This window comes from Desulfatiglans parachlorophenolica (assembly GCF_055394735.1).
In genome coordinates this window covers 5,612,733-5,637,325 of the sequence record NZ_AP042460.1, presented here as the reverse complement: position 1 = coordinate 5,637,325, position 24,593 = coordinate 5,612,733, and the positions used below count along the sequence as shown (strand labels likewise).

Below are 24,593 nucleotides of genomic sequence, written 5' to 3'. Positions count from 1 at the left end.
TTGAACCGTTCCGCCCCTGTGATGCGCTCCGCACAAAAATGGGCGCAGATTCGACTCTGCGCCCGTTTTTCACCAAATGGCCCCAATGTCTCTTTCGCTTCAGTCGAGCAGCCGCTTCTTGCGCCGCGCCGCCTGGCACTCCAACTGCGGGACTTGGCTGTACCCTTCAAACTTCAACGAGGCCCGCAGCCGTTTCATCAGCTCGGACCTTGCAAGATTGCCCTGCGTATCGCGCACGTGCTTGCAGAAATAATACGTAAACGCCCCGTTATAGGACCCCCCTATGTAGGCGTCGGCCGATGTCTGATTGTCCCGGCATCCAGCAAACAGGGCATGGTTTACAGGGTTCGTCGCCTTCAACAATCGCTTGACCTTGAGGTCTTCTTCCTCATCCATCTGACGGCACAGGATGTCGATCGGCGGCGGCAGGAACCGTGGCCGGAACACCCGCTCCTCGGGAAGCGCCGCCATCGCAAAGGCCTCCCGCGTGCCCGTCCCGGAATGGCAGCAATCCAGCAAGACATCCAACCGCACCCCCGTCGGCACCTTCCCGAAAAAGGTCTTGAGTTCGTCGTCGATGATGTAGGTGCCGTCCCAGTCCATGTCATGGGGGCAAAGAATCTCGTCCAGCCGGTCCTTCAGCTCGTCTCCGCTTCGATCCCGGATCTGCGACCCGTGCCCCGAGAAGTGAAAAAGCAGCCGGTCCCCCTCTTTGGCCCCCTTGACCAGCCATTCAAGCCGTTTGAAGATCGCCGCCTTGGTCGCCCGTGCGTCCACCAGCACGCGGATCTGCTTCACCGTGAAGCCGAAGTACTTGAGCAGGACATCCCGCACATTCGTCACATCGTTGACGCACCCCTGAAGATCCGCACCGGGAAGCCTGTACTGATTCACACCAACGAGAAGCGCTTTATTGGCCATTGGTCACCCCCTTCAAGAAGCTACCGGAAAAAAACTTCACCATCCGCCGCCCTACCGCACTGGAAAGTCAAAATATAGATCCGGATACGGTTCGTTGTCGAGCGTATAGTGACACCATTCTTCCTCCAAATTCTTGAAGCCGCGCTTTTCCATCAACGATTTCAAAAAAAGCCGGCTCCGCTGCTGCTCCTCTGAGATCTCACCGTTGATCGTGTGCGACAAGGTTCCAAAAAAATCGTAGGGAGACCCCATATCCCATTCCGCCCCGCCGGCTCCGAGATCGATGATCGTCACATCGACGGTGCTCCCCCTCGTATGGCTGGACTTCGCCGCAATGTATCCATCCCTGAAAAGGGTCTCCTTCTCCACCCCCGGATAATGCGTCGCCTTCATCTTCTGATCCGCCGGATCCGCGGCCCACCTCACAAAATGATCCACCGCCCGCTGCGGCCGATAGCAGTCCCAGGCCTTCAGAGAAAGGCCCCTTTCGAGCAGTTCTTCCTGCACCTCCTTCAAGGCATCCGCCGCCGCCCGGGTCAGGAAGCACTTCGGCGCTTCATAGCCGTCGATTCTTTCCCCGACGAAGTTATTCTCCGTGTAGTACCGGATATCCAAAGCCATCGAAGGAATGTAGGCCCCGACATCCACAAAATCCTCCGGCATCGATCCGGAATCCCCAACCGCCGGCATCACCCACGCGAAAAACAAAACCGCAACGACAAAGGCCAGGACTCCTTTCGAACCTACCTCTCTTAACCCCCTCATGCACCCTCCTTTCATTCCGCATTTCAATTTTCTTCCCCCTCTCACCCTGCTGCAAAAACTCCACCGCGCCTCTAACCCACCCCGGAAACCTTTTAAACTTGACATTTCCGCCCTGTCCATGGCAGTAAATTCTCGTCATGAACAAATACCTCCCGGGCGCCTATGAGCAAGAAATTCACCTGCGGCTGCTTCGGATCATCGCCGAGGCCGACCGCAGTTTGACCCAACGGGAGATGGCGCGGCTGGCTGGCATTAGTATAGGCAAGACGAACTACTGCGTCAGGGCGTTGATTCAAAAGGGCATGGTAAAAGCCCAGCGTTTCAAAAACGCCAAGGCCAAAGCAGCCTATATCTATAAACTGACCTCGGCCGGCCTCGAAGAAAAGCTGCGCCTCGCCGCAACCTTTTTGAAACGCAAGCTGCGCGAGTACGAAGCCCTTAGAAGGGAGATCGAGTCCTTGCAAAAGGAAGTCCACCCTTCCAAAGAGCAACAAGACAGCTGACCCAATCGGCTGTAAATATAATTTTATCGGTAAGTTATATCACATTAACGGATGTAACTTACCCGGCGGAGCTGTAATCACCGCCCTTTGCTAGCTGCCAATCCGTCCCTTTTTTGGCTAGATTCCGACCAAGACCTGCACATCAATCTACAATAGATAACGGATAAGCGCACGACTAACAAGAAACCGAACCTATCTTCCAGGGATCCGGCAAAGTCAAAGCTGCACCCCTAGGAAGCGCAAGACCCCGAGGCCTATGCGGCTACAGTATCGCAACGCCGGGGCGATATAGCGGGCGCCGGCCATACGCAACAAGGATATTGACAGATTACGGAGCGAGGCCATAACCTGCGCGCCATTGCCTTTTCGAATACGGCAACGGTCTTCATCATAGGTGACGTCGCGCACCCAGTGCAAACGGTTTTCGATGGACCAATGGCCACGAACCAGAGACAGAATTTGCTTTGGACTGGCCTTGGCATGGCTAAGTGAGGTGAGCCCGTAGACGGTTTCATTGCGGGTTTTACCGGTGGAGATCTCCTCGGTGTTACGCTCTATGCAGAAGACTTGCCCGACATGGGGGAAGTCAAGATAGTCGTTTAGTTCGGCGCTGACCCGTATCCGGCGGGTTTCCAGGCGGCCATGCGCCTTGTCGATTTGGCAATGCTGAGGGGGGAAAAGCGTTGAGGTTGAGGTCAACGATGTCCTGGCGGAGGGTTGGCTGGTTGTCTTTGGCAATGAAGAGATACTCCGCCCCCTTTTCTTCTACCAGGAAACGCGCGGTGTCCTTTTGGGTATGGAGGGCATCGGCGGTAACGACGGCGCCATCGAGGGGCAGTGGCTGGAGCAGTTCTTTAAGTTTTGGGATTTCGTTGGTTTTTTCCTCTACAGCGAGCTGTCCGACAACAACCGCTTCCTGGTGGAGAATAGCGCTGAGCAGGTGCGGAGGGCGTTGGCCGACATCATGGGCGCGACGCAGTGTTTTTCCGTCCACGGCGAGCGCTTTTCCTGCCAGAGGGAACTTGTCGACAATCCAGTCGCCGATTTGAGCATCGAAGGTTGCGGAGTCGATTTGTTGAAGCACACGGCGAATGGTTGATTCCGAGGGTGGTTTGGGTCGCTTGGAACCCATTCGGCGAAGAGCGTCAATGCTCAGCGATTGCGCCCATTCGTCAATGGCGGTGAAGCTGCGGGCTCCGGAGAGTGCGGCGCAGACGGCTATGGCAACAACCGTAGCGACCGAATGGCGGACCCCTCGCGGTTTGCGCGGATCGGTTATGTTATTAAGGAGTTGCATGAGTCCTCCTTGCTCTTCCAGGGGCAAGCGGTTGACATCGATCATAGGCTCAGCCTCCTTCGGGTTAAGCGCCACCGGCGGGAGAAATGGGGCGCAGAGGTGAGATACGGCGTTGGCAACCAAGGGACGGACAAAGATGAGCTTTGGAGAGCCGTTGTGCCAGTACCCGCGGTTTCGCTTGGAATAGCCGAGGGTCTGGCCGAGTTCTTTCCATCCAGCAGCCCGGTAGCAGGTGCCACGGAAACGAGTGGAGTCAACAAAGGTTTCAGCAAGCAGGATGGGGTGGCCATGAAATCGGAGCCAGTCGCGGCTAAGCTGCTTGAGGTTCATGGCGAGCAGGCGTGAGGCCAGATTCGGCTGGTGGCAATCGGGAAGAATGAGAAATCGGACATTGTTGGCGACAAGGTGCAGACGCCGGTAGTGAAGATGAGGGTCCCAACCGATGTAATGATCTCGGGGAGCACATTTCAAGGCGGCGGAGCCCCAACCGAGGAGTGCGACCCATTGGTCGCCAATGGTGGCGACATAGTGGAGGGCGCTGCCGACAATACGCTCGAACCCGAGATAGTGATGCCGGCGCATCAAGTCGCGCCATTTCGGCAACTCATCGCGCCGAGCAAGGCGCACCCGCAAGGGGTTGTCTGAGAAAAAGTTTTGGATTGCTACGCTGGCCATAACCTCAGCATAGCAAATGAAAAAACAAAAAGCCAGCGCTATTTCTTTAGGGCCGGCTCACTTGACGTTGGCTGACTTTGACGGAGCCCTGACCTATCTTCAAGTTCTAGCCGCCCCCAAAACCATTGCAATGCACAAAAATCCTCTCTGCGATATCCCCCATTACCTGCGCGTCTACCAGACGTATCTAGGTGCACGTATCTACCTGGTGTTCGGGCTGACCTTGGTCGGGGCGCTGGCCGAGGGTGTGGGCATTCTCATGCTGCTGCCCCTCTTGCAAGGGTTCGACGGCAAGAGCGGGGGGGCCGTCGCAGAGCCCATTACGGGAATCAACAAACTGCTCCACGACTTGCTCACCAGCTTCGGTTGGGCTCAATCCACTGCAGCCTTGGTCATACTTATCACCCTTGCTTTCATCGCAAAAGGCGCCCTGGTCTTCGGCGCTCAAGCCTTTAACGCCACACTCCGCGCTCGATTGCTGCGCGAACTCAAAGCACGGCTGTTCGATGACTACAGACGCATGAGTTACCTTTACTATGCCGAGCGAGACACTGGCCACTTCATCAACGTCATCAACGAACAGATCACGCAGATGTTGAATTCTTTTCATTTCCTGATGCTATTCGGCTCCCAATTGATTTCCGCTGCGGTCTACATCGGCCTCGCCTTCGCCGTGACCTGGCGCTTCGGGCTCATGGCCCTGCTCATTGGCATCCTTCTTATGCTGCTTTTCCGCTGGCTCAACATTTATGTGCGGAAGCTTTCGCGAAAAAGCGCAACCGAAAACGGCCACCTATCCAAACTGTTGATCCAATTTCTCCACGCCTTTAAATACCTCACCGCTACCGGCCAATCCGGCCCCATACGCACCAATATCATGGCATCCATACGTCGCCTCACCGGCCAGGAGATGCGCCGCGGCATCGCTCAGGCTTTTACCACCGCAGTTCGGGAGCCTGTCACCGTTGTCTTCATCATGCTCATCGTGTTGGTGCAAATTGTCCTCCTGCAACAGCCCCTGACACCGATCCTGGTATCCATCGTCCTATTTTACCGAGGCCTGAATGCCATCCTGAGCACACAGATTTCATGGCTTAATACACTCAATCAGATCGGAAGTTTGGAGTTGGTCCGGGATGAATTCGACGCTCAGCACCAACACCGTGAACCTGACGCAGCTCAGCCCGTGCCCCCCCTTGCCCAAGGGATCAGCCTTCGCAACGTCTATTTCAGTTACTCAGCTGAAATCGGAGACGTGTTGAAGGACGTCAGCCTCGACATCCCCTTGTGCACATCCATCGCGCTAATCGGGGAATCCGGCGCTGGCAAATCTACAATCGGCGACATTCTCACTCTTATGCTCAAACCTCAGAAAGGACAGCTGTTCATCGACGGTATACCGGCTGACAAAATCCACATCGCAGATTGGCGCAAGCAGATCGGCTATGTTTCACAAGAGACGGTTGTCTTTGACGATACCATCGCGAACAACATCTGCATGTGGGAAGGCGACATTACTAAAGATCATCTTCTAGAGGAACGCGTCCGCGAAGCTGCCCAGCAAGCGCACATCGCGCAGTTCATTGAAACGCTACCGAATAGATACCAAACCCTGGTCGGTGACCGTGGCATCCGCCTTTCAGGTGGACAGAGACAGCGTTTATTCATTGCACGCGAATTATTCCGTAAACCGAGCTTGTTGATCCTCGATGAAGCTACCAGTTCCCTAGACACTGAATCTGAAACCTTCATCCAACAGAGTATCGATGCACTGAAAGGGCGCATAACTGTTGTCATCATTGCGCACCGCCTATCCACCATTCGAAACGTTGATCACGTGTATATTTTCGACAACGGGCGCTTGGTAGAGCACGGACCCTATCAACAACTTCGTGATGCAGGTGACTCACGATTCGGTAAATTGGTAGCTATGCAAACCCTGTAACGGTAATATAACCCGCTTAACTCGAGGAAAACCAGCAGCGGAATGAACAGAATTTATAAATTGTGTGACAAAGATTTTACTCTTTATGAGCAGACTTTTAAAGATTTTTAGAGCGGTGAAGCAGGAACAGGTCGTATATTTTGACTTTTGGTTTGGTTTTGATCCAAATTGTTTTTTAATTCATCGATTCCTGTGTGATTTGAGAAAACAAATAAAAGTCATTGGGCCGTTTTCAAAAGGCTGGAGTTCTTTTTCGGTTAGAGTAATATCGCAACTTACGCAGTCCAAAGCAGACTTTTTCATTACTGGAGAAAACAGGGAGCCAGAGTTTAAAAGAGCTCAAAAACAAATTGGTTTCTGGCGCGGTTATCCGGGTCGCAAGGATGTCCTGCGTTTCCCCTATTGGATGTGGCATCTGGACTGGCCAGACCTAGAAAATCAGCCTGCGTACCGGCGTTATGGTAGGCGTCTGTCCATTGATCGCCTGATGAAGCCGATTTCAGAGAGTTATAGCAAGGCACAGCTAGCGTCTCGCTTGAATCGCACAGTGCTGTTCTCCAAGCATTTGAATGAACCGCGACGTCGGCTGTTTCAACTGACAAATGAGGTGCTGGGCTGCGATGGGTTCGGCGGCGCTTTCGGTTCGGACAATCGCCAGCAGCCAAAAATGCCCGTGATGGAGGGGTACCGATTTTCCTTGTGTCCAGAAAATGCCATTGGTGACGGTTACATTACCGAAAAAATCCCCGAAGCTTTTCACTCTGGCTGCGTCCCGATCTCATGGTGCCGTCCTGATGACTTGGCGGAGGATTTCAACCCGAAGGCGGTTGTAAACCTGTATGGACTGGATGATCTCCAATGTCGGGAAGTTTTCGCGGAACTTGCGGGGGCAGGGGAGTACCTTCAGGCGTTGCTGACTGTTCCTCTGCTGCGAACTCGACCAAGACTCGAGCCACTGATCGAATTTATCCAGGGAGCCTAAAATGCCCATTAATTTCAGCCTTGAACCATTCGCTCGGATATCGGATGTGTTCTGTGAGACTGGGACTTACCACGGCAACGCGGTTATCAAGGCACTGGAAGCAGGATTCAAAAAAATCGCGACTGTAGAAATCTCTAGGATCAACCTAGACATAGCTAAAAAGCGCATTGCAGAGCACCCTTTGTCAAAAGAGGCACACATTGATTACGTACTGGGAGACGCTGAGAAGAATATCGGTCGCCTTGTGGATTTTGCGAAATTGAATGAGGTGATGTACCCGATCTTCTGGTTAGACGCTCATACCCATGTTTTCAAAGATGGAACCCTAACGGATGGTAATCCATGCCCGCTCGTTTTCGAGATCGCCGCTATCAACCTGGCATTCAATGGCAAAGCTGTCCTGTTGATCGACGATATGAGGATCGTTGGCGCTAAAGGCGCCCCTCCCCATGGTGTCGTGGGGCGTGTTCAGGCCGCGCGAAACGCGCTGTTCGATCCTAATGCACTGATTTCGATGATTAAGCCTGGTTGGGGTAAGTTTGTGGATCTATTGACGATCCTAAAACTGGCGATGGAAGTCCCTGACGTGTCGTTCCGCTTGCTTGAGGGAATTGAACCGCTGGATGTGCTGTGCGTGTACCCGAATGAGCTGCATGAATCTCTGTTCGGTCAAAATGACGAGTGATCCCGAGGATCGAAATTTCCTCTAGAGGAAGCAATGTGCGCAATCCATTGATTAAAAAAATGGCGCGAAAAATCCGTGGCGATCTCTCGTCACGGCATGCTGACGAATATTCCCAAATTCCAAGCGCATTGCGGCAAAGCAACACGATTTTTGTTCACGTGCCAAAGGCAGCAGGTTCGACGATCAATTTATGTCTATTCGGATATCGTAATGGTCATCGATCCATCGAGTCGTTCTGGAAGTCCAATCCGATTTTTACGGAACAGGCATTTAAGTTTATCTTCGTCAGGCATCCCTATTTTCGATTTGTGTCTACTTATCATTACCTTCTCGCTGGTGGTATGTCGAGTCGAGATGCGGATTATCAACAACGTTTTCCGGAAGCTTTTGCTTCGCCGCGAGCCTTCGCTGAAACTTGCGAGGATCCGGGTTTCCGAAACGCCATTATTCACTTGAAACAACAGTCTGAGTTTCTGAGCCTGCCGGCCACGGGACATTACAAAATCTTTATGGATTATGTCGGCAAGACGGAGTTCCTTAACGATCACATCGAGCTACTGAAAACCCTAATGCCGGACAATCTGGGGCGGCGCCTCGAATTCGCCAAGGAGTCAAGGATGAACGCTGCGAAGCGGCAGGGCGTGGAGATCGATCGAGAGGTATTTCAGAGTATCCGCAGAACTTACCAGAATGATTTCGAGTTCTTCGGATACGACGAATGGGGAACACCAGAGAAAGCAGTGTCATTGCACGCGGGCTTGACGCCGTGATCGGGTCTGGAGAACAAGTGCAGTTGGCAGAATTGCCGACGGTTGCCGTCGTAATCCCCGCCTATAATGTGGAGAACTACGTACGGGAGGCGCTCGAATCTGTGCGCCAACAGACGGTCGCGCCCGACGAGGTCATTGTCGTTGACGACGGGAGCACGGACGGGACGTCGGAGGTGCTGGCCGACTACGCCAAACTCCCGGGGTTTCGAATCGTCAGGACCAAGAACAATGGCACCGGCCCCGCTCGCAATCTGGGGCGTGCACTCGCTCAAAGCCAGTACGTCTACTTCTTTGACTCCGATGATCTGATCAAGGAAGATTTCATCGAGCGAGTCCGGGAAATCATTTTGGAGAACACCAACCCGGATATCATCCTCTTCGCTGGCGAAACCTTTCGCGACCACGATTGTTACCACCCCTTCTCTCCGGTCTATCGGCGGAGTGTTCGAGGTCGGTTTTCTCGACATAGCGGCTTGCTGATGGAACTTGTCCGGCGCGGAGAGATATCGGCCTTGGCCGGTCTTTATGTAACCAAAACGTCACTGTGGTCCGAGCATCGGCTCGCTTTTGCGCCGATCATCCACGAGGACGAGGCGGTTTTTTTCCCCTTGCTGGCGTTGAGCGACACGACGGTGGTTGTGCCGGAGGCCTATTTCAGACGACGCATCCGAGCGGGATCGATCATGACCAGCGGCGTAGATGCGCGAAACGTTTCCGGCGTGCTCCGTACTCTTCATGAGACGCTCGAGTTCATGGCCCGTGAGCCCGGCTTGGTGGCGGCTGACTTGCCCGCTTGGCGTTTTCGGGTCAGACAATTCGGCTTGCGGTATGTCCGTATCTGTCGCGCGACGGGGCAGGACATTGCCTGGGGTTCGATTCTGTCGTCGATTGTGACAGTCCGAGAGTTCGCTTACCTGCTTCGTCTCGGACGCGCCGGGCTGCCGGAGCGGATGAAACCGTTTCTGCGACTGATCAAGCGGATCATTCATCGTTGAGGCGGCGGAATGTGTCAATGAAAATGAGACACGCCATGCGATAAATTACTGTACCCCGGAACCACTCGCCGTCGGTTTGTTGATCCATGCGCCAACGGGTAAGGGGGTAGGTTTTGGTACGATGCCCTTGAACCTATTGGGAAAGCGCTGGAAGGCCTCAAAGAGGACTTCTTGGCGTTGTTTCTGAATGGTCTGGGCATGTCTGTAGTGAAGGTTTTCCGGTGTCATCATGGCGATACCAGAATGGTGGTGGTGCTTATTGTACCAGTTAAAGAGGGAGCATTACGCGTTTCTAAAAAAACCCTTGCGTTCCGAGATGGGTCTTGCTACCTCCCTAGCAGAAAGAAGGCAAGACCATGGGTACGGATCTCGTCATTCGCGACAGACAGATCGGATCGAAAGAACTGGATCAGATCCGATCGGTTATCGCCCGACAATGGACTCAGGGCCGTGTGGCCATTTCCAGGGAGCTTTGCCGCCTGTGGGACTGGCGGCAGGAAAACGGCCACCTCAAAGGGCAGGTATGCAGGATTTTGCTGAGGAAGCTCGAAAGCAAAGACCTCATCACCTTGCCGCCGTCGAAAAGGGGCCTTGCGAACCCGCCAAACCGGCGCTATTACGTTCCGCCGCCTGAACCGCCGGAAGTCGATGATACCCCTATGGAAACGGCGATCGAAGACCTGCCCCCCATCAGACTGGCAATGGTCAGGCGGACACCCCATGAGGGATTGTGGAACTATCTGGTCTATCGCTATCATTACGAAGGCTTCCGAATCATCGTCGGATCCCATCTGAAGTACATCGCCTGGTCCGCCGACCGGCCGGTTGCGTGTCTGTCGTGGAGTTCGAGCGTATTCCGGATCGCCGCCCGGGACCGTTTCATCGGCTGGGACCCTCAGGCCCGAAACAGAAACATCCGCCATGTGGTGAACAACAACCGCTTTCTCCTGCTTCCCTGGGTCCGCTGCAAGAATCTAGCGTCACATCTGCTCGGTCTTTCGGCTCGGATCATCGGCAGGGACTGGCACGCCTTTTACGGCTATCCGGCCTTTCTGCTCGAAACCTTTGTCGACCAGGCTCGGTTTCGCGGAACCTGCTACAAGGCTGCCAACTGGACCCTGGCAGGGGAAACCGCCGGCTATGCCAAGAAGGACAACCGGTTTTATGAACACGGCCGGAAAAAAGATGTGCTCCTTTTCCCGCTTGTCCGTGATTTCCGCAAGCGGTTGCAGTATCTTGGCGAAGGAGGCGTCCGATGATGAACGCCGCCCTCGATCTGGCCTCTGTGGAGGACCGGATCCAGCAAAGACTGCTTGCGAGGTACCGTGAGATGATGCACAAAGCCATCGATGACTTTGTCGATGCCTTGGCCGAAGACCTGGTTTCGGAGAAGAAAATGACCCTGATGGACATCACCCAGGCCATCAGCAAGGCTAAACCCGAGTTGCTGGCCGCTATCCTGCAGGAATCCATCCAGACGAAACACGGGGGCATCCTTTCACAGGATCTGGCCGAGTGTCCCATATGCAAGAAGAAGATCAGGAGAAGCGTTCACGCCCCCCGCACGATCGAGACCGTGCTCGGGCCGGCGACCGTAACTCGGCCCTATTTTTACTGCGCCTCGTGCAAGCATGGCTTTTCGCCCGCCGATGAGGTGCTCGGGCTCTCTTCCCGCAAAAAACAGCACGACCTGCAGAAACTGGGCCTGGAATTTCTGGCCGATCTGCCCTTTGAGCGGGCAAGCGAGCTGTTTTTCAAATCCACCGGCCTTTCCTTCAGCGATCATCAGATGCACGATCTGTTTGCGCAATTTGCAGAAGAGACCACGGCCGAAGCCGTCATCCCCTCAGCGGCCGAGATCGAGCGGCGCATCGATACGGTAAAGGGCAAGGGAAGACGGCGTCCGGTCCTCGTAGCGGCTACCGACGGGGCGCATACGCCCACCCGCCCCCGCGGCGAGGGCCGCGATGAAAAATGGGGCCCGGGTGAATACAAAGAAGCCAAAGGTTTCAGGCTCTATCTCATCGATGATGACCGTATCGTGCATATCGCCAGTTGGCACCAGGTTGGAAGTGCCGAGGAACTGACGGAGGCCCTTTCGTTGGCGGCCTCCCGGATCCCGCAGAAAAAGGTCCGCCCCTGCCTGGTGGGCGACGGGGCGCCGTGACTCTGGAGTGCCATGCAGCAGGCCTTCCCCGGCGCCCGCGAGGTTCTGGATTTCTAGCACCTAAAGGGGATGGTAAACGCTCATTAGCCGCTAAACACGTGCAGAATTCCAGTGAAGGCGACCTTCTTCTTCTGGACGGGGATACCCCGCATACTGGCTTTTTGCCCTGATCCTGAGCCGGGGTTCTCAATTCCTTTGTAGGATGAAAAAGGATTCAGATCTTGACAGGGAATTCCTCCGGTTCACATTGAAAAACAGGGTAAAGGTCGTTCTCTTTACTTCCCTCCTACACAAGCGCCAATTTCCTTTGGCTGAGTTCAAAGAGCTGTACACCAAGCGCTGGTCTGTGGAGACCGCCTACAGCCATTTCAAATGCCGCATCGAAATCGAGAACTTCTCGGGAAAATCTTCCCTCGCTGTCCTCCAAGATTTCCACGCCAGAGTTTTGACAGCCTACCTGACTGCCATGATCGTTCATCCAGTTCAAGATCTTATTGAGCAGCAGGCCAAAAACCATCCCGAACGACTCAGGTACTAGGTCAACTTCACCTATGCGCTTTCGTCTATGAAAAACAATATGCTGCTCCTCTTTGCCCGGCGACACATCACCAAAATCCTTCGGAGCCTCCTCTCGCTCCTCGGTAAGTCTTTATCGATTATCCGACCAGGCCGGAAGAATCCAAGAAAAAGGGGGCCGAAACTGAAAATTGCCGCTATGGCCTACAAGCCCATAGCTTAAGTCAATGACATTGATACTACATAGCAAAGCAATATCATAACAACCAAGCGGTTTTACTACAGATCTATTCGATTTTTTAGATGCCAAATTTTGCCTTTTCCATACAGATCTGACTTTATAGACTAAGGGGCCTTATTGCATCGGCATTCAGAGATGAAGGGTAGACATAATAATGAATAATTTTGAGATTATACCGCCTGAAAGTAGGCCTAATCTCTTTGTAGTCGGTGTCGGCAAATCAGGTACATATTTTCTATATAATCATCTTAGTAAACATCCAGACATTTTCATGTCACCAATAAAGGAGCCCACTTATTTTGGAAATGACCTTTGTTTTCAGAATACACGTATTTCAAAAGAAAAATATTTGGGTTTATTTATAAATACTTCATCTTTCAAGTACAGAGGTGAAGCCTCGGTAAGCTATCTCTTATCAGAGACTGCCGCTTCGGAAATAAGTACTTTCTCACCAAATGCTAAAATTATAATATTAATTCGCAATCCAATTGACGTTATTTATGCAAGATACTACCAAAATAGAAAATATGCATATGAACCCTGTAAAACATTTCGGGAAGCCTTAGAAATGGAGAAATTAAGAAGGATGGATATTGCTATCCCAAAACATACACCTGTTAAAGAGTGGTTGTTTTATAGTGAATGGGTTTGCTACAGCAAACAAATACAACGCTATTTCAATTACTTTCCTAAAGAAAATGTTTTTATTGGTATTTATGATGATTTAAACCAAAATCCATCTTCATTTCTATATAATTTGGGTTTATTCCTGCAAATTGATGGTTTAGAGAAAATACCAATTAAAAAAATAAATAAAAATACAATTGCCCGGAGTACTGTTCTAACTCGGTTGAATCGAGGACACTTCACATTTCTTAATTACCTGGTTTGTTTAATTCTTCCAAGCCGACTTGTACGTAGCAAATTAAAACAATATATTGACAATTATAATTATAGAACAGCTCCAAGACCCGCACTCGAAATATCATTAGCTGAACAGCTTAAAAAGCAATTGGAAAATGAAATTAAAAATACGGAAAATTTACTTAATATAGATTTGTCACATTGGAAAAATTTATGAATGAGCTATTATACTCGAGTTTACAAATAAGAAAGTGAAAAAAGAAGCAAGCCTTTGTTGTCGCAGTAAAAAGTAGCTACTGCTTTTGTAGGACCATACCGTCCTGGATCACAAAACCGAGAGCATCCAGAACAGCTATTTGCTGAGATGTAGGGTCTTCCAACCTCCGTCCGGGTTTCTTCGCGCCGGGAAGCCAGAAGAGGGCCATCCGCAAATCACGGAGATGGCGCACCGCCTCTGCGGCGGACATCTTGAGTCCATGGGCGCGAAGCGAGCGCTCCAGAAGCGTGAGATAGACCAGAGCGACAATACAAACAAAGGCGTGGATCCGTATCTTCGAATCGGTCGAATGGTATTCGGGCATAAATGCGATTTGAAAAGGATGTTTTGTCTTCCGGAACTGATTCTGGATGAGATGCCGATCTCTGTAGGCCGAGTATATCTCCTGGGGGGTCCACGTATGGTGGTCCGTGATCAGGATGCTTTTTGCCATTCTTTTGATCGTGGCGTCCATCTGGTAACGGTTGAGTTCAAAGCCCATGGCAGGAAGAGAAGCCTCCGTGAAGAAGCTCAGGTTGAACAGTGCCGGGCTCAGGTGCAGTGATGGGTACGTTTTTTCGTACCGTTCCCTGATTGCCTCCAGGAAGCGGGAGTGGGGATGCCCCTCTCTATAAGCCCGGCGCAGCGTGAAAAGGTCTTCGCGAAGTCGGTTGAGTTTCTCCTTCAGATCATCACTCTTGTCCAAATTAGGAATTGCGGCTGTTTAGGGCGGAGGTAAGGCGCAAGCCGGAGTCGGGAAGGTGATCGAGGTTTCTGGGTATAGCCTCTTTAATGTATAAGGATTTTGGGAAAAACAAACACACCAAGAGGAGTCTGATACCCATGAACAGGTTCGGTAGTATATTTAACCAGCTGCTGCAACTTTTTCCGCGGACGGAATTTGAGGCGGCGGTGAAAGAGACTCGGGCGGAACGGCATGCCAGAGGCTTTACATGCTGGGGACAAATTGTGGCGATGCTTTTCTGCCAATTGGGGCGTGCGCATAGCCTGCGCGAAATCTGCGGCGGTCTTGCAACCTGCGAAGGAAAGCTGGTCCATCTGGGAATTCGCGCGCCGAGTCGCTCCAGCCTGGCTTATGCCAATGAGCACCGTCCTTGGGAGCTTTACCAGAGGGTGTTTTTCAACCTGTTGGAGAAGTGCCGGGTCCAAACAGCCGGATTCAAGCGAAAATTTCGGTTCAAAAATAAGCTGATGAGCCTTGATTCCACGACCATCGACCTGTGCGTAAAGGTTTTTGATTGGACCAAGTTTCGGCGGACGAAAGGAGCGGTGAAACTGCACCTGGTTTTGGATCACGACGGATATCTCCCTTCATTTGGGGTGATTATCAATGGAAACGTCTCCGATGTGAAGATGGCGCATCAAATCCGGTTTGATCCGGGGACTATCGTTGTGGACGACCGGGGCTACAAAACGACTATCGGTTGTGGGGCAAGTGGTGCCAGCAAGGAGTTTTCTTCGTTACCAGGGCCAAGAAGAACGCCCAGTTCGAGGTTTGCGAGCGCAGACCCTGTCCGAAAGATACCCGTGTCCTAGCCGATGACATCATTCATCTTCTCAGCAAGAAGGCTGAGGAAGCCTGTCCTGAATATTTCCGCAGGATCCTATGGCATGACGAGGAACGGAGCAAAACCTTCGAGTTCGTCACGAACAACATGCGGCTTTCGCCGGTCACCATCGCCGCCATTTACAAGGACAGATGGCACATAGGGATCTTTTTCAAGCTGTTGCCACAGAACCTGAAGATCAAAACATTTGTCGGAACCTCTTCCAACGCTCTGAAGACCCAGATTTGGACAGCACTGATCGCCATGCTGATTCTGAAATATCTTCAATTACGAACCACCTTCGCCTGGTCCATTTCGAACCTGGTAGCGCTGCTCAGGATGAACCTTTTTACCTATCGAGATCTTTGGAGGTGGCTGAACGAGCCGTGGGCAATACCTCCCCTCGGCCTAGACCACGAACAGCTGGCTTTCCCGTTTTCATAATCGGGACAGCATCCATGTCGAAAGTATAACCTGATTTCCAAATCCGCCAAATCCGGTTTAAAATTTCAATGTTTTCAGGGGGTGGAGTTTGACTCCCCGCCCAATTTGGACAGCAGTGAAATCAGGATTTTTAACTCAGTGAATAATCAGAGAACAGCCTCGTATACGGTTTTGCGAAAAGATGTGATCGGATTGATTTCATCTCGTCCGATTAATGTGCTTGATGTTGGCTGTAGTAATGGCATAGTTCTTGAGTATATAAGAAGTGAACTAGGAGCCGATTTCACTGTAGGGTTGGAGTTAGATGAAAATTTTTCCCGGGCAGCCGCTAAACGGGTTGATCAATTGTTTGCAGTTGATTTGGACCGATTGGATTTTGGTTTGTTTAATGGTATAAAATTTGATTTGATAATTCTCGCTGATGTACTGGAGCACACCAAGAACCCTGTCCGTCTCTTGACCGAAGTTCTAAAGGCAGCCGATGATGATGCGGAAATCATCATATCTCTGCCTAATGTTCAACACTGGACGGCGATAAAAAATTTGCTGATTGGTGTTTGGCCTCAACGGGATCGAGGCTTGTTTGACAAAACCCACCTCCATTTTTTTACTCTAAGATCAATTCGTGAGCTAGCGACGGACTCGGGACTCGTCATTGAAGATATTGTTTGCAACCTTCGGATAGTTGACAAGCCGGATGCGAGAATTAATCGTTTATCTTCGTTTTTTTGTTTTTGGCCGTTAAAGCCCTACTTTGTTTATCAATATGTCGTACGACTGAAGCTGCGTTAACTGGAATGTGTTAGAATTGACCTCATGAACATTTCTATCGCCATGGCGACCTACAATGGCGCCGAGCACCTCCAGGCCCAACTCGACAGTTTCGTCTCCCAACCCCGCCTACCCGAGGAACTGATCGTCACCGACGACTGCTCAACCGACAACACCGTTCAGATCCTCGAAAATTTCGCCAAGATTGCGCCCTTCAAGGTTATCATCCACCGCAACGACCGCAACTACGGCTATTGCGGAAACTTCAACCAAGCCCTACTAAGAACCACGGGCGATCTGGTCTTTTTAAGCGATCAGGACGATGTCTGGTTCTCCGAGAAGATCGAGCGCATGGCTGCGGTCGCGGGGGAAGATACGCAGGCTTTAATTGTGATGAACGACGCGGCGCTGACGTATGCGGATCTCGTCGACACGGGCCTGACCAAGCTCGGCCAGATCCGCTCAGCGGGCTTCAAGGAGTCCCGTTTCGTCATGGGTTGCTGCGCGGCGGTCAAGCGCGATCTGTTGGATTTGTGTCTCCCTATTCCCGAAGAATTTCCTGCGCATGATGATTGCCTCGTGCGTATCGCTTACGGCATGGGGCGCCGCCGTATCGTGCCGGAAGTGCTACAATATTACCGGCGCCATGGCAAGAACGAGTCGCAGTGGATCGTGAACCGTACCACGCGCGTGACGCGCTGGCACGTCCGGGCCGAGCATTGGAAGGGGCGAGTCAAGAGACTGATCGGCCGGGGTTCAGGCACCTCCACGCCTTGCCGCTCGGTTGGGGCTTCGCAGTTGCTGGTGCGGCGTTGCGCCGAAGCGGCGCTGGGGCGTGCGCCTGAGCCTTATGCAACTGATCTAAGGCGCTATCTGGATCGGTTGGATCAGCAGGCACGGGCGCAGGCGCAACGCGCAGATATTCGACAGCAACAGCTTCCCGCGCGTTTGGGTTCGGTGCTTAGCTTTTGGCGGGTAGGGGGCTATGCCGGATTTTCCGGAGTGAAGAGTGCGGTTCGGGATTTGGTGGGGAGATGATGTAACGAATGTCCAAGATCACCCTCTACGTCGCCTCCACCTCTTGCCACTAGTTCATCCTCGACAACGGCAGAGCCCTGCTGGTTGACTGCGGCCTGCTCCAGAGCAGCGAGCACTTGCCCAACCACGCTGACACGAATTGCCTAGCGATCGGCTTCGATATCCCGGCTATCCAGACGCTAACCGTCAAGCATGTGCACATCGATCAATTCGGCCTCCTGCTCGATCCGCTGACAGTCGGCTACCGCGGATGCATCCTCTGAGCTTAGCTTCGGCGCAGCTGTTGCCGCTGCTGCTCGAGGATGCGCTCAAGGTCAGGCTTTGCGCGACCGGCAGCTGGCTGATCGGCTATTGTCGATGCTACTACAACGGATCCGCGTGGTACTTTCCGGACAGTGGCACGCACTTGATCGCGCGCGGCGGGTGGTGTTCTTCCGCGACCTCGGTGCTCCAGAAACGCCGCTGCTTTCAGCGCCGGAGTCGAGGTGCAAACCCGGACAAAATTTCGCCCCCTAAGGCCAGCCAGACCTGGGCAGAAACCCCGATCGAACGGCCCCTCGCCAGTTCCCCGCGGATCCCGCGGCCCATGAAGGCCGAGAAAAATCCCCCAGCCCGGCACCGAGCGTGAGGAACACCAGCCAATCCATCAGCGGGGAGCGCCCCGAGGCCAGGTACTTCGAAAGTTATACGGAAGGAAAATCAATTTGAAGACAATAATTCATATCGGTCAACATAAGACTGGAACAACATCTATACAGCGCTTCTTGCAAGATAACGGTAAAGATCTTGCTTACCAAGGTTTGTATGTACCATCAAGGATTGCTGGTTATAGCAACCCATCTCACTTCATATTGAGTGTTTATGCTCTTGCAGAAGGACGCTTTTCCCCGAAGAAGGAAGAAATCATTAAAAATAAAGGCGTGGAATATTTAAGCAACCTTGGAATAGAGTTAGGTGAAGACATAGAAAGAATCTATAATGAAGCTCGCAAAAAGAATTGCGACCGAGTAATCTGGTCAAATGAGGGGCTGTATCTGTTAAAAACAGAAACAGAGTATAAACGATTAATCGACCTTTTTTCAAAGCATTCTACAAAAATAGAAGTTGTTTGCTGTTTTCGTGATGTTAAATCCTACAGAGAATCATACAAGAAACAGTTAAGAAAACAGAAAATATCGTTATCATATAATCCAGATTCATATCGTTATTTAGAACCTGATTCTTGGATTTTTGATTATAAACGGAAAAAAGAATTGCTATCGGAAGTTTTTGATCAGTGCACATATTTCTCGTATGAACCAAAAGATAATGTAACAAAATTCATGGAAACCATACACATCAATAAGCTTGCCACAGGCAACTACAGGCTAAATGTAACAGAAGACGGGCATAACAGTTTGCTGGAACGGATAAAAAGACGCTTCGTTTTTCTCCGCTGAGCAAGGCGATAGGGCTTGCCCTGCACACGCTCCGGCGCCACCGAGGAGTGCACCCCGCCCGTCTCGATGCGCTTATAAGGACGCCGGGGATGTGAGACCCGCCTCATGGTATAGAACGTGACGAGTAGGACGAGACCGAGCAGAAACCCCATCACGTAAGCCCGCCCTCAACAGTTGTAGAAAATGCAGATCAAAAAGCAAATTACGGCCGATTTCGAAGGCGGTCAGATCACCCCGACGGTAGGGCTTGGCTCATCCGGAAGGTGGATGAGAAGTAGGCCGTGACCGAGCAAGCTGCAAAAGCTTTTTCGTAAGCGTCCGAGGTACCGACCTGCCCCGGGTGTTTGATTCGATATAGGATTCGATCAGAACGGGAAATCGGGGCGTTGATGTTCTTTGAAATTTAAGGCTGTCGGCAGAGAGCCGGATGGGTGGTTATACCTCTGTGCAAGCACCCTGACTGGCATCCGTTTTGTGCAACGGATGCCACTGATTCGCGAGAAGTTCTCGGAGCCGGTTGACCGGGTGGCGCATGATGCGGCGGAGCATATCGTCGAAGTATTCTCAGGGATTAATATCACGGGCCTTGCAGGACTGGATGATGCTCAAGAACAGGGCCGTAGTATGAGCCCCGCGCTGTCGTCTTTCACAATAATCTGACGTTTTTTTTGATTATCTTGGACGATTGGTCTGTAAGCGTCAGAGTTACCTACATGGCGCAGGATTGCACATGGGTGTAAGATCGGGTGCATCGGCAGTAACGGGTTATGGAAACGTCCCATTTTGATAGCATGGCCGCGACGGCGCAGGTCTTCGACTGCAGAAATTTTTTCACAGGAACGGTAAGCAGATCATTTTGCTGGGCGTGAGAGCAGGCAGTCCCACGGAAAACCGGGCGGCAGGGATGAAGTTTTGCCGCCAGGCTCCGTGAAACGGGGGTTGCCCACATGAAGACCAGGAGTTTACGAACCGGAGGGAAAGATTAAGATTTTATCCGTAAATAATGCCCACTTTTCGGTAGGCGATGATAGCAGCAGCCATATGCAGTAAAGCCATGTAAGTATCGCTGAGCTACTCATAGCGAACCAGGATTTTACGGAAGTGATTGAACCATGAATGACTCACTTCAACCGCCCATCTTCTGGCTTTCCATGCGGGATTGCGCTTTTTTTTCCTGGCGCTCCTCCCCCCGTGTTTTCACGTGGGGAATATAACCGTGGGCAACGATGGTCTCCAATGCCGGTTTGCCATCATAAGCTTTATCCGCGCACAGATTCTGCTGGATATCGGTGGGACGGTCGATGACAATTTTTTCCAGCACCAGTTCCAATTGGGTCACATCATGCCGGTTTGCTCCGGTTATGACGAGAGATAGCGGGACACCACGGCCGTCCACCAGCAGATGGCGTTTGGTTCCAATTTTTTTCCCTGTCGGTCGGATTCCGAACAACCGGTTCCAGCGCCAGGGGAGCCTTGACCATCGCCCCGTCGATGCTTTGCCAACTCCAGGCGATGCCCTCCATTTCATCGTATTCGGCAAGCCCGGCTCTCCACAAGGAGACAAAAAAGCCTGTGCGCATCCAACGCATGAAATGGGTGCGGATCGCGCTGGAACTTCCGAAACGTTCCTTGGGAAGCGCTTTCCAGTGACAGCCGGTTCTGAGCACGGATATGATGGCTTCAAAAATCTGCCGGGGGGCATCGGCTTTCTTCCCCCGCCGATTTTGCGCTTGTAAGATTTTTGTGGATCCCGCTTGTGCGCCGGCACAAGGGGTTTAACCCTTTCCCAAAAGGCATGGGATATTTCCCACGACTGAATTTTTGTCATAGGGCCTTCATCGCAACGGTTCAAGATGGCTGCCAGGATAGCAAAAGTCGTGAGAAAAGTAAATTTTATTTACGGATAAGCACTTAGCATCAAGTAACGCTTAAAATTGCGGATATAAGCGTTTCAACGCCCGCGGTAGGGGTCATCCTTTCGGATGGCCCCCCACATATCCCAGCGTGCGGAACTGCCGCACTGGGCTCCTACCTCGGGTGCTTGGCGTCAAAGCGCACGTTTGGATGTGGATGTACCAGCATGGGTACTTGAATCTGGAAGTGGCCACACGACCCTGGGTCCATTGTCCGGGCATAACCGATCGGATCTGATGCAGTTTTTTCGATCCGATCTGGTCTGCCACGAATGACGAGATCTGTACCCATGGTCTTGCCTCCTTCCTGACAGGAAGGGTAGAAGACCAATTTTCTAACCTAGTTTCCATCCGGAAATGGTCTTTTTGGCCAATCTCGGCGTCAATCTGCGCATTTGCTTGTGCGGTGACCTACAGGTCGCCTCCGCGCAAACGCTTGATTTCCTTGATATTGGCCAAAAATCTTCATTTCGGATTGGAAACTGGGTTCTACCGGGAATTCATTTCCGGATGGAAACAACCTAAGGTGTTTTTTGGGAACTCGTAATGCTTTCTCTTGTAAAGCTCTGTCCCCGGAATAACCACGAATCTAACAAAAGGCTACAATTTGCCGCTTAAACATGCCCCGTTTGCAAAAACTGAAGTTTCCTGAAAATGCTCACGCCGCCATGCGCCGCAGGGCATCCACAAGGGAATTTAGCCTGGATTTACACGGCACCGAGAAAAGTGAACCGAGATTATCATCCGCCGCGGCTTGAGCAACCGATCTTCGCACACCGGAGAAGGCGAAATGCTTGGGGCCCTCCACAATGTGTCGCCGGGCCGGGGTCTTCTCCATTCGGCTCGCGTAGACCCAAGCCACGCAAGCGGCCATCATGCAAAAGTGCAGATGGTTGCTGACAGCATCCGGATGCCGGGTTTGCGTCTCGGCACTTCCGATATCGCGCTCGAGCTCTTTGAAAGCAGCTTCGATTTTCCACCTGGCGCCATAGTACTCGATGATCTGTTGGAGGCAAAGGCTTGTGTCGGTTGAAAACAGGGCCACGTAGTGGTTGCCCCGATAGACCCATACCACCTTGACCGCGCATTTGATCGTTTTGAGCATCCCTTGGCGCTCATAGGCGATAACGGTTCGCACCCGCCCGTACAGGTTGACCTCGTAGGGGCGGGCAAGCGCTTTGAACTTGCCGGCCAGCATCGATGCCGCGCCCAGCTTTGTGCCATACTTGGCCGGTCTGCCGCGCATCTTGTGCTGACGCTGAGCGGGCTGCGCGAAGAGATTGCTGTTGGAGCGCAGTCGCGATATCAGGCTCAAGCGCGGGCCGAGACTTTTGTGCAGCGGCCGGTAGAGGCCGTTATTGCCGAACCATGAGTCGGCAACCACCGTAACGGGAGCGTGACTGAACACTGTGGCGATTTGTCCGATCATGGATACGGCCTGGCCGAGTTTGGTCTCAAATTCGATCCTGACCCGGTTTTGCGCACGGTTGATCTTCTCGATGTTCTTTTTCATATGATAGAACCGCCAGCTCAGCGGCAGACAAGCCCAGCGCCCCTTTATGATCTTCAACAGGCCGACGGCCACAACGTTCTGTGCCCAGGGGTATTTGGTCTGGTTCTGTTTGGCGGCATGGTCAAAGGTCTTGGCGCACGCGAAAATCTTGCGCCCTGTTTTCGGGTTTATGTAGTCGTCGAGGGCCAGCAGCAACCGGCCTTCGGTTAACGGCTCGGGGATGATGTTCCAGAGTGCTCTGGCCACAGCCGCTGCCACGGGATCTTCGGTGAGGCCATGAAGGTGTAGAAGCGTTTCTTGGCAATGAGTCCGAAGCCGAAAAGGGTTGTGAGGCATCGGCGAATATGGGATGTTTTCGAGCCGGTAAACGGGATGATGATCGCCACGATGGTGTAGACGAACCAGATGCCGCGTTCGTCGGCTTTTCGGGAATCGGCGAATTGATCTTTGAGCTTTGCGAGGATGTCGTGTAGGATAAACATGCGAGGTTCCTTTCGTGGTACCGTTGTTTTTGGTCGAACAAACATACCACGATTGGACCTCGCGTTCAAGTTTAAAGCACCGTAAACATTGATAAAAACAGCTTTTCAGCAAAAACGGCACCTCGATATATTCAATAATTTCAATAGCTTACGGACCCGTCGATTTTTTCTAACTGCCTGTTTTTACACTGTTTTTTATTTACGCCGAGTTATGACTCAGGGCGTCCGGCGGCGCCGGTCAGCTGCCCGCCCGAAAAAAACTGGGAAACTTCAGTGCAAAAATATTTCACACCTGAAATCCAAATTTTCTTCAACGTGCTGTTAGCACATTATTCAAAATCTATAATCGATTTCACTTAAATCAATGCTTACAAATACAATTACTGCCATAATTCCATGCCGTAACCGTGTTAGTTTATTAGTACGCGCTCTTGAAAGTATATATGCTCAAAGCTATCACGTTCATGAAATAATAGTTATTGATGACTTTTCAAAATTTCAGATAAAAAATTATATACCAGGCAGATTGCAAGAAAGAACCGTATTCATCCGTAATAATGAACAAAAAAATGCGGCATTTTGCAGAAACCAAGGAATTAAAATTTCTAATGGTGATATCCTTGCTTTTCTGGACTCAGATGATTACTGGCATACTGAACATATAAAGCTTAGTCTAATAGAGATGGGAAAACAGCAAGTTTCTTTCCTTTTTGGAAAATTTTATAGCATTGCTTCTGACACAAAAGTAGCGACACTACCTAAAAATACTCCCAAAAATCAATTCGAGATAGCTAAGTATTTGTTCATTGAAAATGGTTTAATTCGTACATCTACGTTTGTTGGAAGCAAAACATTTATTCGCTCTATCATGTTTGATAATCATCTTGAAAAGCATCAAGACTGGGACTTTATCATTAGAGCTAGCCTCCGTTCAGCTATTGGATTTCTAGATACCCCAACGGCATATCTTGATGAATCTGGAACTGACCGTATGGGCAATACATCAAATATAAATGCCAGTCTTTATTTTATTAGCAAACATCAAAAATTTTTCGATAAAGAAATTACAGAACGGGCTTGTAAACGCATCATTAAGGATGCTCGCAATATTCCTGAATTTCGAGCAGTAATTACGTTTTACAACACCTGGAAAAAGAATCTTTCGCTTGGATACTTCATCTCTACTATACTACATACGTCTATTATCGCTATATTATCCCCTTTCCCACACATTATGAAAGTAATCAAACGGATTAAAACTCATTTTAGATCCTTCGTTCACCTAAAGCTTCCTTCTTCTTAGCTCAAATTTTCCATAACATAATAATATATTCTGGTTATGCACTCTACTGTACCGAAACAGCTGAGCGATATCCGTCAAGCTGCCTCTACCGGTGATTTGGCCATACATCATCACCACGAACTGTCCCCAACGGTCAAAATGGCAGTATCTGCGCTGCGGGCCGAAGCCTTCTTTCTCAATACGCGAAAAGTCTTGTCTGTCGATAAGGTGAAGCAGTTGATTAAGGATTGTGTTATGATATGTTAAGGTCTGAATTTCCTTTCCTTTAAGTGTTTATGGCGAAGCTTACTCATGACATACAATGGATGATTCGGGCCCATTTCGTTTGGTCCAAATGGGCAAATTCACAGTTTTCCGAATTTGAATGTTTTCGGCGACTCCATCGACATCCAAGGGTCACAAATACTTGGGAAAATCAATTTTCGATAGACCTTAACCGGACACTACTGACCTGATTTCAATATCCAGATACCTGAGAGCGCCTACAGGTGGCAACCTTAAGAAGTCTTTTTTAAATTTCTTACAACCTCTGTTCTGAAT

General features: G+C 51.2%; 26 protein-coding genes and 2 pseudogenes. 20 read left to right on the top strand and 8 right to left on the bottom strand.

Going from position 1 to position 24,593, the window contains the following annotated elements; genetic code table 11:
* Positions 1-99: 99 nt before the first annotated feature.
* Complete coding sequence (locus ACZ500_RS26195; RefSeq protein ID WP_464230378.1) at positions 100-921, bottom strand: caspase family protein; 822 nt, start codon at positions 919-921, stop codon at positions 100-102.
* A 51-nt stretch (positions 922-972) separates the two neighbouring features.
* The gene (locus ACZ500_RS26190) at positions 973-1,686 is read right to left on the bottom strand and encodes a M15 family metallopeptidase (RefSeq protein ID WP_464230377.1); all 714 of its coding nucleotides are present in this window, start codon (positions 1,684-1,686) and stop codon (positions 973-975) included.
* Between the two features lie 137 nt (positions 1,687-1,823).
* On the opposite strand from ACZ500_RS26190, the gene ACZ500_RS26185 reads away from it, so the two are divergent.
* Complete coding sequence (locus ACZ500_RS26185; protein ID WP_464230376.1) at positions 1,824-2,189, top strand: MarR family EPS-associated transcriptional regulator; 366 nt, start codon at positions 1,824-1,826, stop codon at positions 2,187-2,189.
* A 216-nt stretch (positions 2,190-2,405) separates the two neighbouring features.
* Here ACZ500_RS26185 and ACZ500_RS26180 read toward each other — a convergent pair whose 3' ends face one another.
* Positions 2,406-2,888 carry an ISAs1 family transposase gene (locus tag ACZ500_RS26180; RefSeq protein ID WP_464230375.1) on the bottom strand — a complete coding sequence of 161 codons (483 nt, stop codon included), beginning with the start codon at positions 2,886-2,888 and terminating at the stop codon, positions 2,406-2,408.
* Complete coding sequence (locus ACZ500_RS26175; RefSeq protein WP_464230374.1) at positions 2,776-4,161, bottom strand: ISAs1 family transposase; 1,386 nt, start codon at positions 4,159-4,161, stop codon at positions 2,776-2,778. The genes ACZ500_RS26180 and ACZ500_RS26175 overlap by 113 nt, the downstream gene beginning before the upstream one ends.
* A gap of 16 nt (positions 4,162-4,177) precedes the next feature.
* Between ACZ500_RS26175 and ACZ500_RS26170 the strand changes: the two genes are divergently transcribed.
* The 9 genes from ACZ500_RS26170 (at position 4,178) to ACZ500_RS26130 (ending at position 13,543) form a co-directional block, all read left to right on the top strand.
* Positions 4,178-6,106, top strand: coding sequence for an ABC transporter ATP-binding protein (locus ACZ500_RS26170; RefSeq protein ID WP_464230373.1), 1,929 nt, complete (start codon positions 4,178-4,180; stop codon positions 6,104-6,106).
* An 85-nt stretch (positions 6,107-6,191) separates the two neighbouring features.
* Positions 6,192-7,088 carry a glycosyltransferase family 10 domain-containing protein gene (locus ACZ500_RS26165; protein ID WP_464230372.1) on the top strand — a complete coding sequence of 299 codons (897 nt, stop codon included), beginning with the start codon at positions 6,192-6,194 and terminating at the stop codon, positions 7,086-7,088.
* Between the two features lies 1 nt (position 7,089).
* Complete coding sequence (locus ACZ500_RS26160) at positions 7,090-7,773, top strand: hypothetical protein (protein ID WP_464230371.1); 684 nt, start codon at positions 7,090-7,092, stop codon at positions 7,771-7,773.
* Between the two features lie 35 nt (positions 7,774-7,808).
* Positions 7,809-8,543, top strand: a complete 735-nt coding sequence (locus ACZ500_RS26155; RefSeq protein WP_464230370.1) for a sulfotransferase family 2 domain-containing protein — start codon at positions 7,809-7,811, stop codon at positions 8,541-8,543.
* Entirely contained in the window at positions 8,492-9,538 is a 1,047-nt protein-coding gene (locus ACZ500_RS26150; RefSeq protein WP_464230368.1) for a glycosyltransferase family A protein, read from the top strand. The genes ACZ500_RS26155 and ACZ500_RS26150 overlap by 52 nt, the downstream gene beginning before the upstream one ends.
* Before the next feature lie 356 nt (positions 9,539-9,894).
* Positions 9,895-10,797, top strand: a complete 903-nt coding sequence (locus ACZ500_RS26145) for a Druantia anti-phage system protein DruA (protein WP_464230367.1) — start codon at positions 9,895-9,897, stop codon at positions 10,795-10,797.
* Positions 10,794-11,705: a hypothetical protein gene (locus ACZ500_RS26140; RefSeq protein WP_464230366.1), complete on the top strand. Its 912-nt coding sequence runs from the start codon at positions 10,794-10,796 to the stop codon at positions 11,703-11,705. Before ACZ500_RS26145 ends, ACZ500_RS26140 begins: the two co-directional genes overlap by 4 nt.
* A gap of 166 nt (positions 11,706-11,871) precedes the next feature.
* On the top strand, positions 11,872-12,243 hold the full coding sequence (locus ACZ500_RS26135; RefSeq protein ID WP_464233126.1) for a transposase: 372 nt from the start codon (positions 11,872-11,874) through the stop codon (positions 12,241-12,243).
* A gap of 373 nt (positions 12,244-12,616) precedes the next feature.
* Entirely contained in the window at positions 12,617-13,543 is a 927-nt protein-coding gene (locus ACZ500_RS26130; RefSeq protein ID WP_464230365.1) for a sulfotransferase domain-containing protein, read from the top strand.
* 76 nt (positions 13,544-13,619) lie between these two features.
* Here the strand turns inward: ACZ500_RS26130 and ACZ500_RS26125 are convergent, their stop codons facing one another.
* Positions 13,620-14,288, bottom strand: coding sequence for a transposase (locus ACZ500_RS26125; protein WP_464230364.1), 669 nt, complete (start codon positions 14,286-14,288; stop codon positions 13,620-13,622).
* Between the two features lie 137 nt (positions 14,289-14,425).
* Between ACZ500_RS26125 and ACZ500_RS26120 the strand changes: the two genes are divergently transcribed.
* The 8 genes from ACZ500_RS26120 to ACZ500_RS26085 all read left to right on the top strand — a co-directional run bounded on the left by ACZ500_RS26120 (position 14,426) and on the right by ACZ500_RS26085 (position 19,502).
* A complete protein-coding gene (locus tag ACZ500_RS26120; protein ID WP_464230363.1) occupies positions 14,426-15,139 on the top strand; it encodes a DUF4372 domain-containing protein in 714 nt (237 codons plus the stop codon).
* Positions 15,028-15,594 carry a transposase gene (locus ACZ500_RS26115; RefSeq protein WP_464230362.1) on the top strand — a complete coding sequence of 189 codons (567 nt, stop codon included), beginning with the start codon at positions 15,028-15,030 and terminating at the stop codon, positions 15,592-15,594. The genes ACZ500_RS26120 and ACZ500_RS26115 overlap by 112 nt, the downstream gene beginning before the upstream one ends.
* Positions 15,595-15,765: 171 nt before the next feature.
* On the top strand, positions 15,766-16,386 hold the full coding sequence (locus tag ACZ500_RS26110; RefSeq protein ID WP_464230361.1) for a methionine biosynthesis protein MetW: 621 nt from the start codon (positions 15,766-15,768) through the stop codon (positions 16,384-16,386).
* Positions 16,387-16,410: 24 nt separating this feature from the next.
* Positions 16,411-17,403 carry a glycosyltransferase gene (locus tag ACZ500_RS26105; RefSeq protein WP_464230360.1) on the top strand — a complete coding sequence of 331 codons (993 nt, stop codon included), beginning with the start codon at positions 16,411-16,413 and terminating at the stop codon, positions 17,401-17,403.
* Positions 17,404-17,519: 116 nt separating this feature from the next.
* A complete protein-coding gene (locus tag ACZ500_RS26100; RefSeq protein WP_464230359.1) occupies positions 17,520-17,666 on the top strand; it encodes a hypothetical protein in 147 nt (48 codons plus the stop codon).
* Positions 17,654-18,031, top strand: a complete 378-nt coding sequence (locus ACZ500_RS26095) for a hypothetical protein (protein ID WP_464230358.1) — start codon at positions 17,654-17,656, stop codon at positions 18,029-18,031. Before ACZ500_RS26100 ends, ACZ500_RS26095 begins: the two co-directional genes overlap by 13 nt.
* A 76-nt stretch (positions 18,032-18,107) precedes the next feature.
* Positions 18,108-18,842 carry a hypothetical protein gene (locus ACZ500_RS26090; RefSeq protein WP_464230357.1) on the top strand — a complete coding sequence of 245 codons (735 nt, stop codon included), beginning with the start codon at positions 18,108-18,110 and terminating at the stop codon, positions 18,840-18,842.
* Positions 18,843-19,325: 483 nt separating this feature from the next.
* Positions 19,326-19,502, top strand: a complete 177-nt coding sequence (locus tag ACZ500_RS26085) for a hypothetical protein (RefSeq protein ID WP_464230356.1) — start codon at positions 19,326-19,328, stop codon at positions 19,500-19,502.
* Between the two features lie 330 nt (positions 19,503-19,832).
* Here ACZ500_RS26085 and ACZ500_RS26080 read toward each other — a convergent pair.
* A pseudogene (locus ACZ500_RS26080) lies at positions 19,833-20,670 on the bottom strand (IS5 family transposase).
* Positions 20,671-21,112: 442 nt separating this feature from the next.
* Between ACZ500_RS26080 and ACZ500_RS26075 the strand changes: the two are divergent.
* Positions 21,113-21,280, top strand: coding sequence for a hypothetical protein (locus ACZ500_RS26075; RefSeq protein ID WP_464230355.1), 168 nt, complete (start codon positions 21,113-21,115; stop codon positions 21,278-21,280).
* Between the two features lie 133 nt (positions 21,281-21,413).
* On the opposite strand, the pseudogene ACZ500_RS26070 reads toward ACZ500_RS26075, so the two are convergent.
* Positions 21,414-22,750, bottom strand: a pseudogene (locus ACZ500_RS26070) (IS701 family transposase).
* 364 nt (positions 22,751-23,114) lie between these two features.
* Between ACZ500_RS26070 and ACZ500_RS26065 the strand changes: the two are divergent.
* On the top strand, positions 23,115-24,053 hold the full coding sequence (locus ACZ500_RS26065; RefSeq protein ID WP_464230354.1) for a glycosyltransferase: 939 nt from the start codon (positions 23,115-23,117) through the stop codon (positions 24,051-24,053).
* On the opposite strand, the gene ACZ500_RS26060 is transcribed toward ACZ500_RS26065, so the two are convergent.
* A complete protein-coding gene (locus tag ACZ500_RS26060) occupies positions 24,033-24,233 on the bottom strand; it encodes a DUF4372 domain-containing protein (protein ID WP_464233125.1) in 201 nt (66 codons plus the stop codon). The genes ACZ500_RS26065 and ACZ500_RS26060 overlap by 21 nt on opposite strands.
* Between the last annotated feature and the right edge of the window lie 360 nt (positions 24,234-24,593).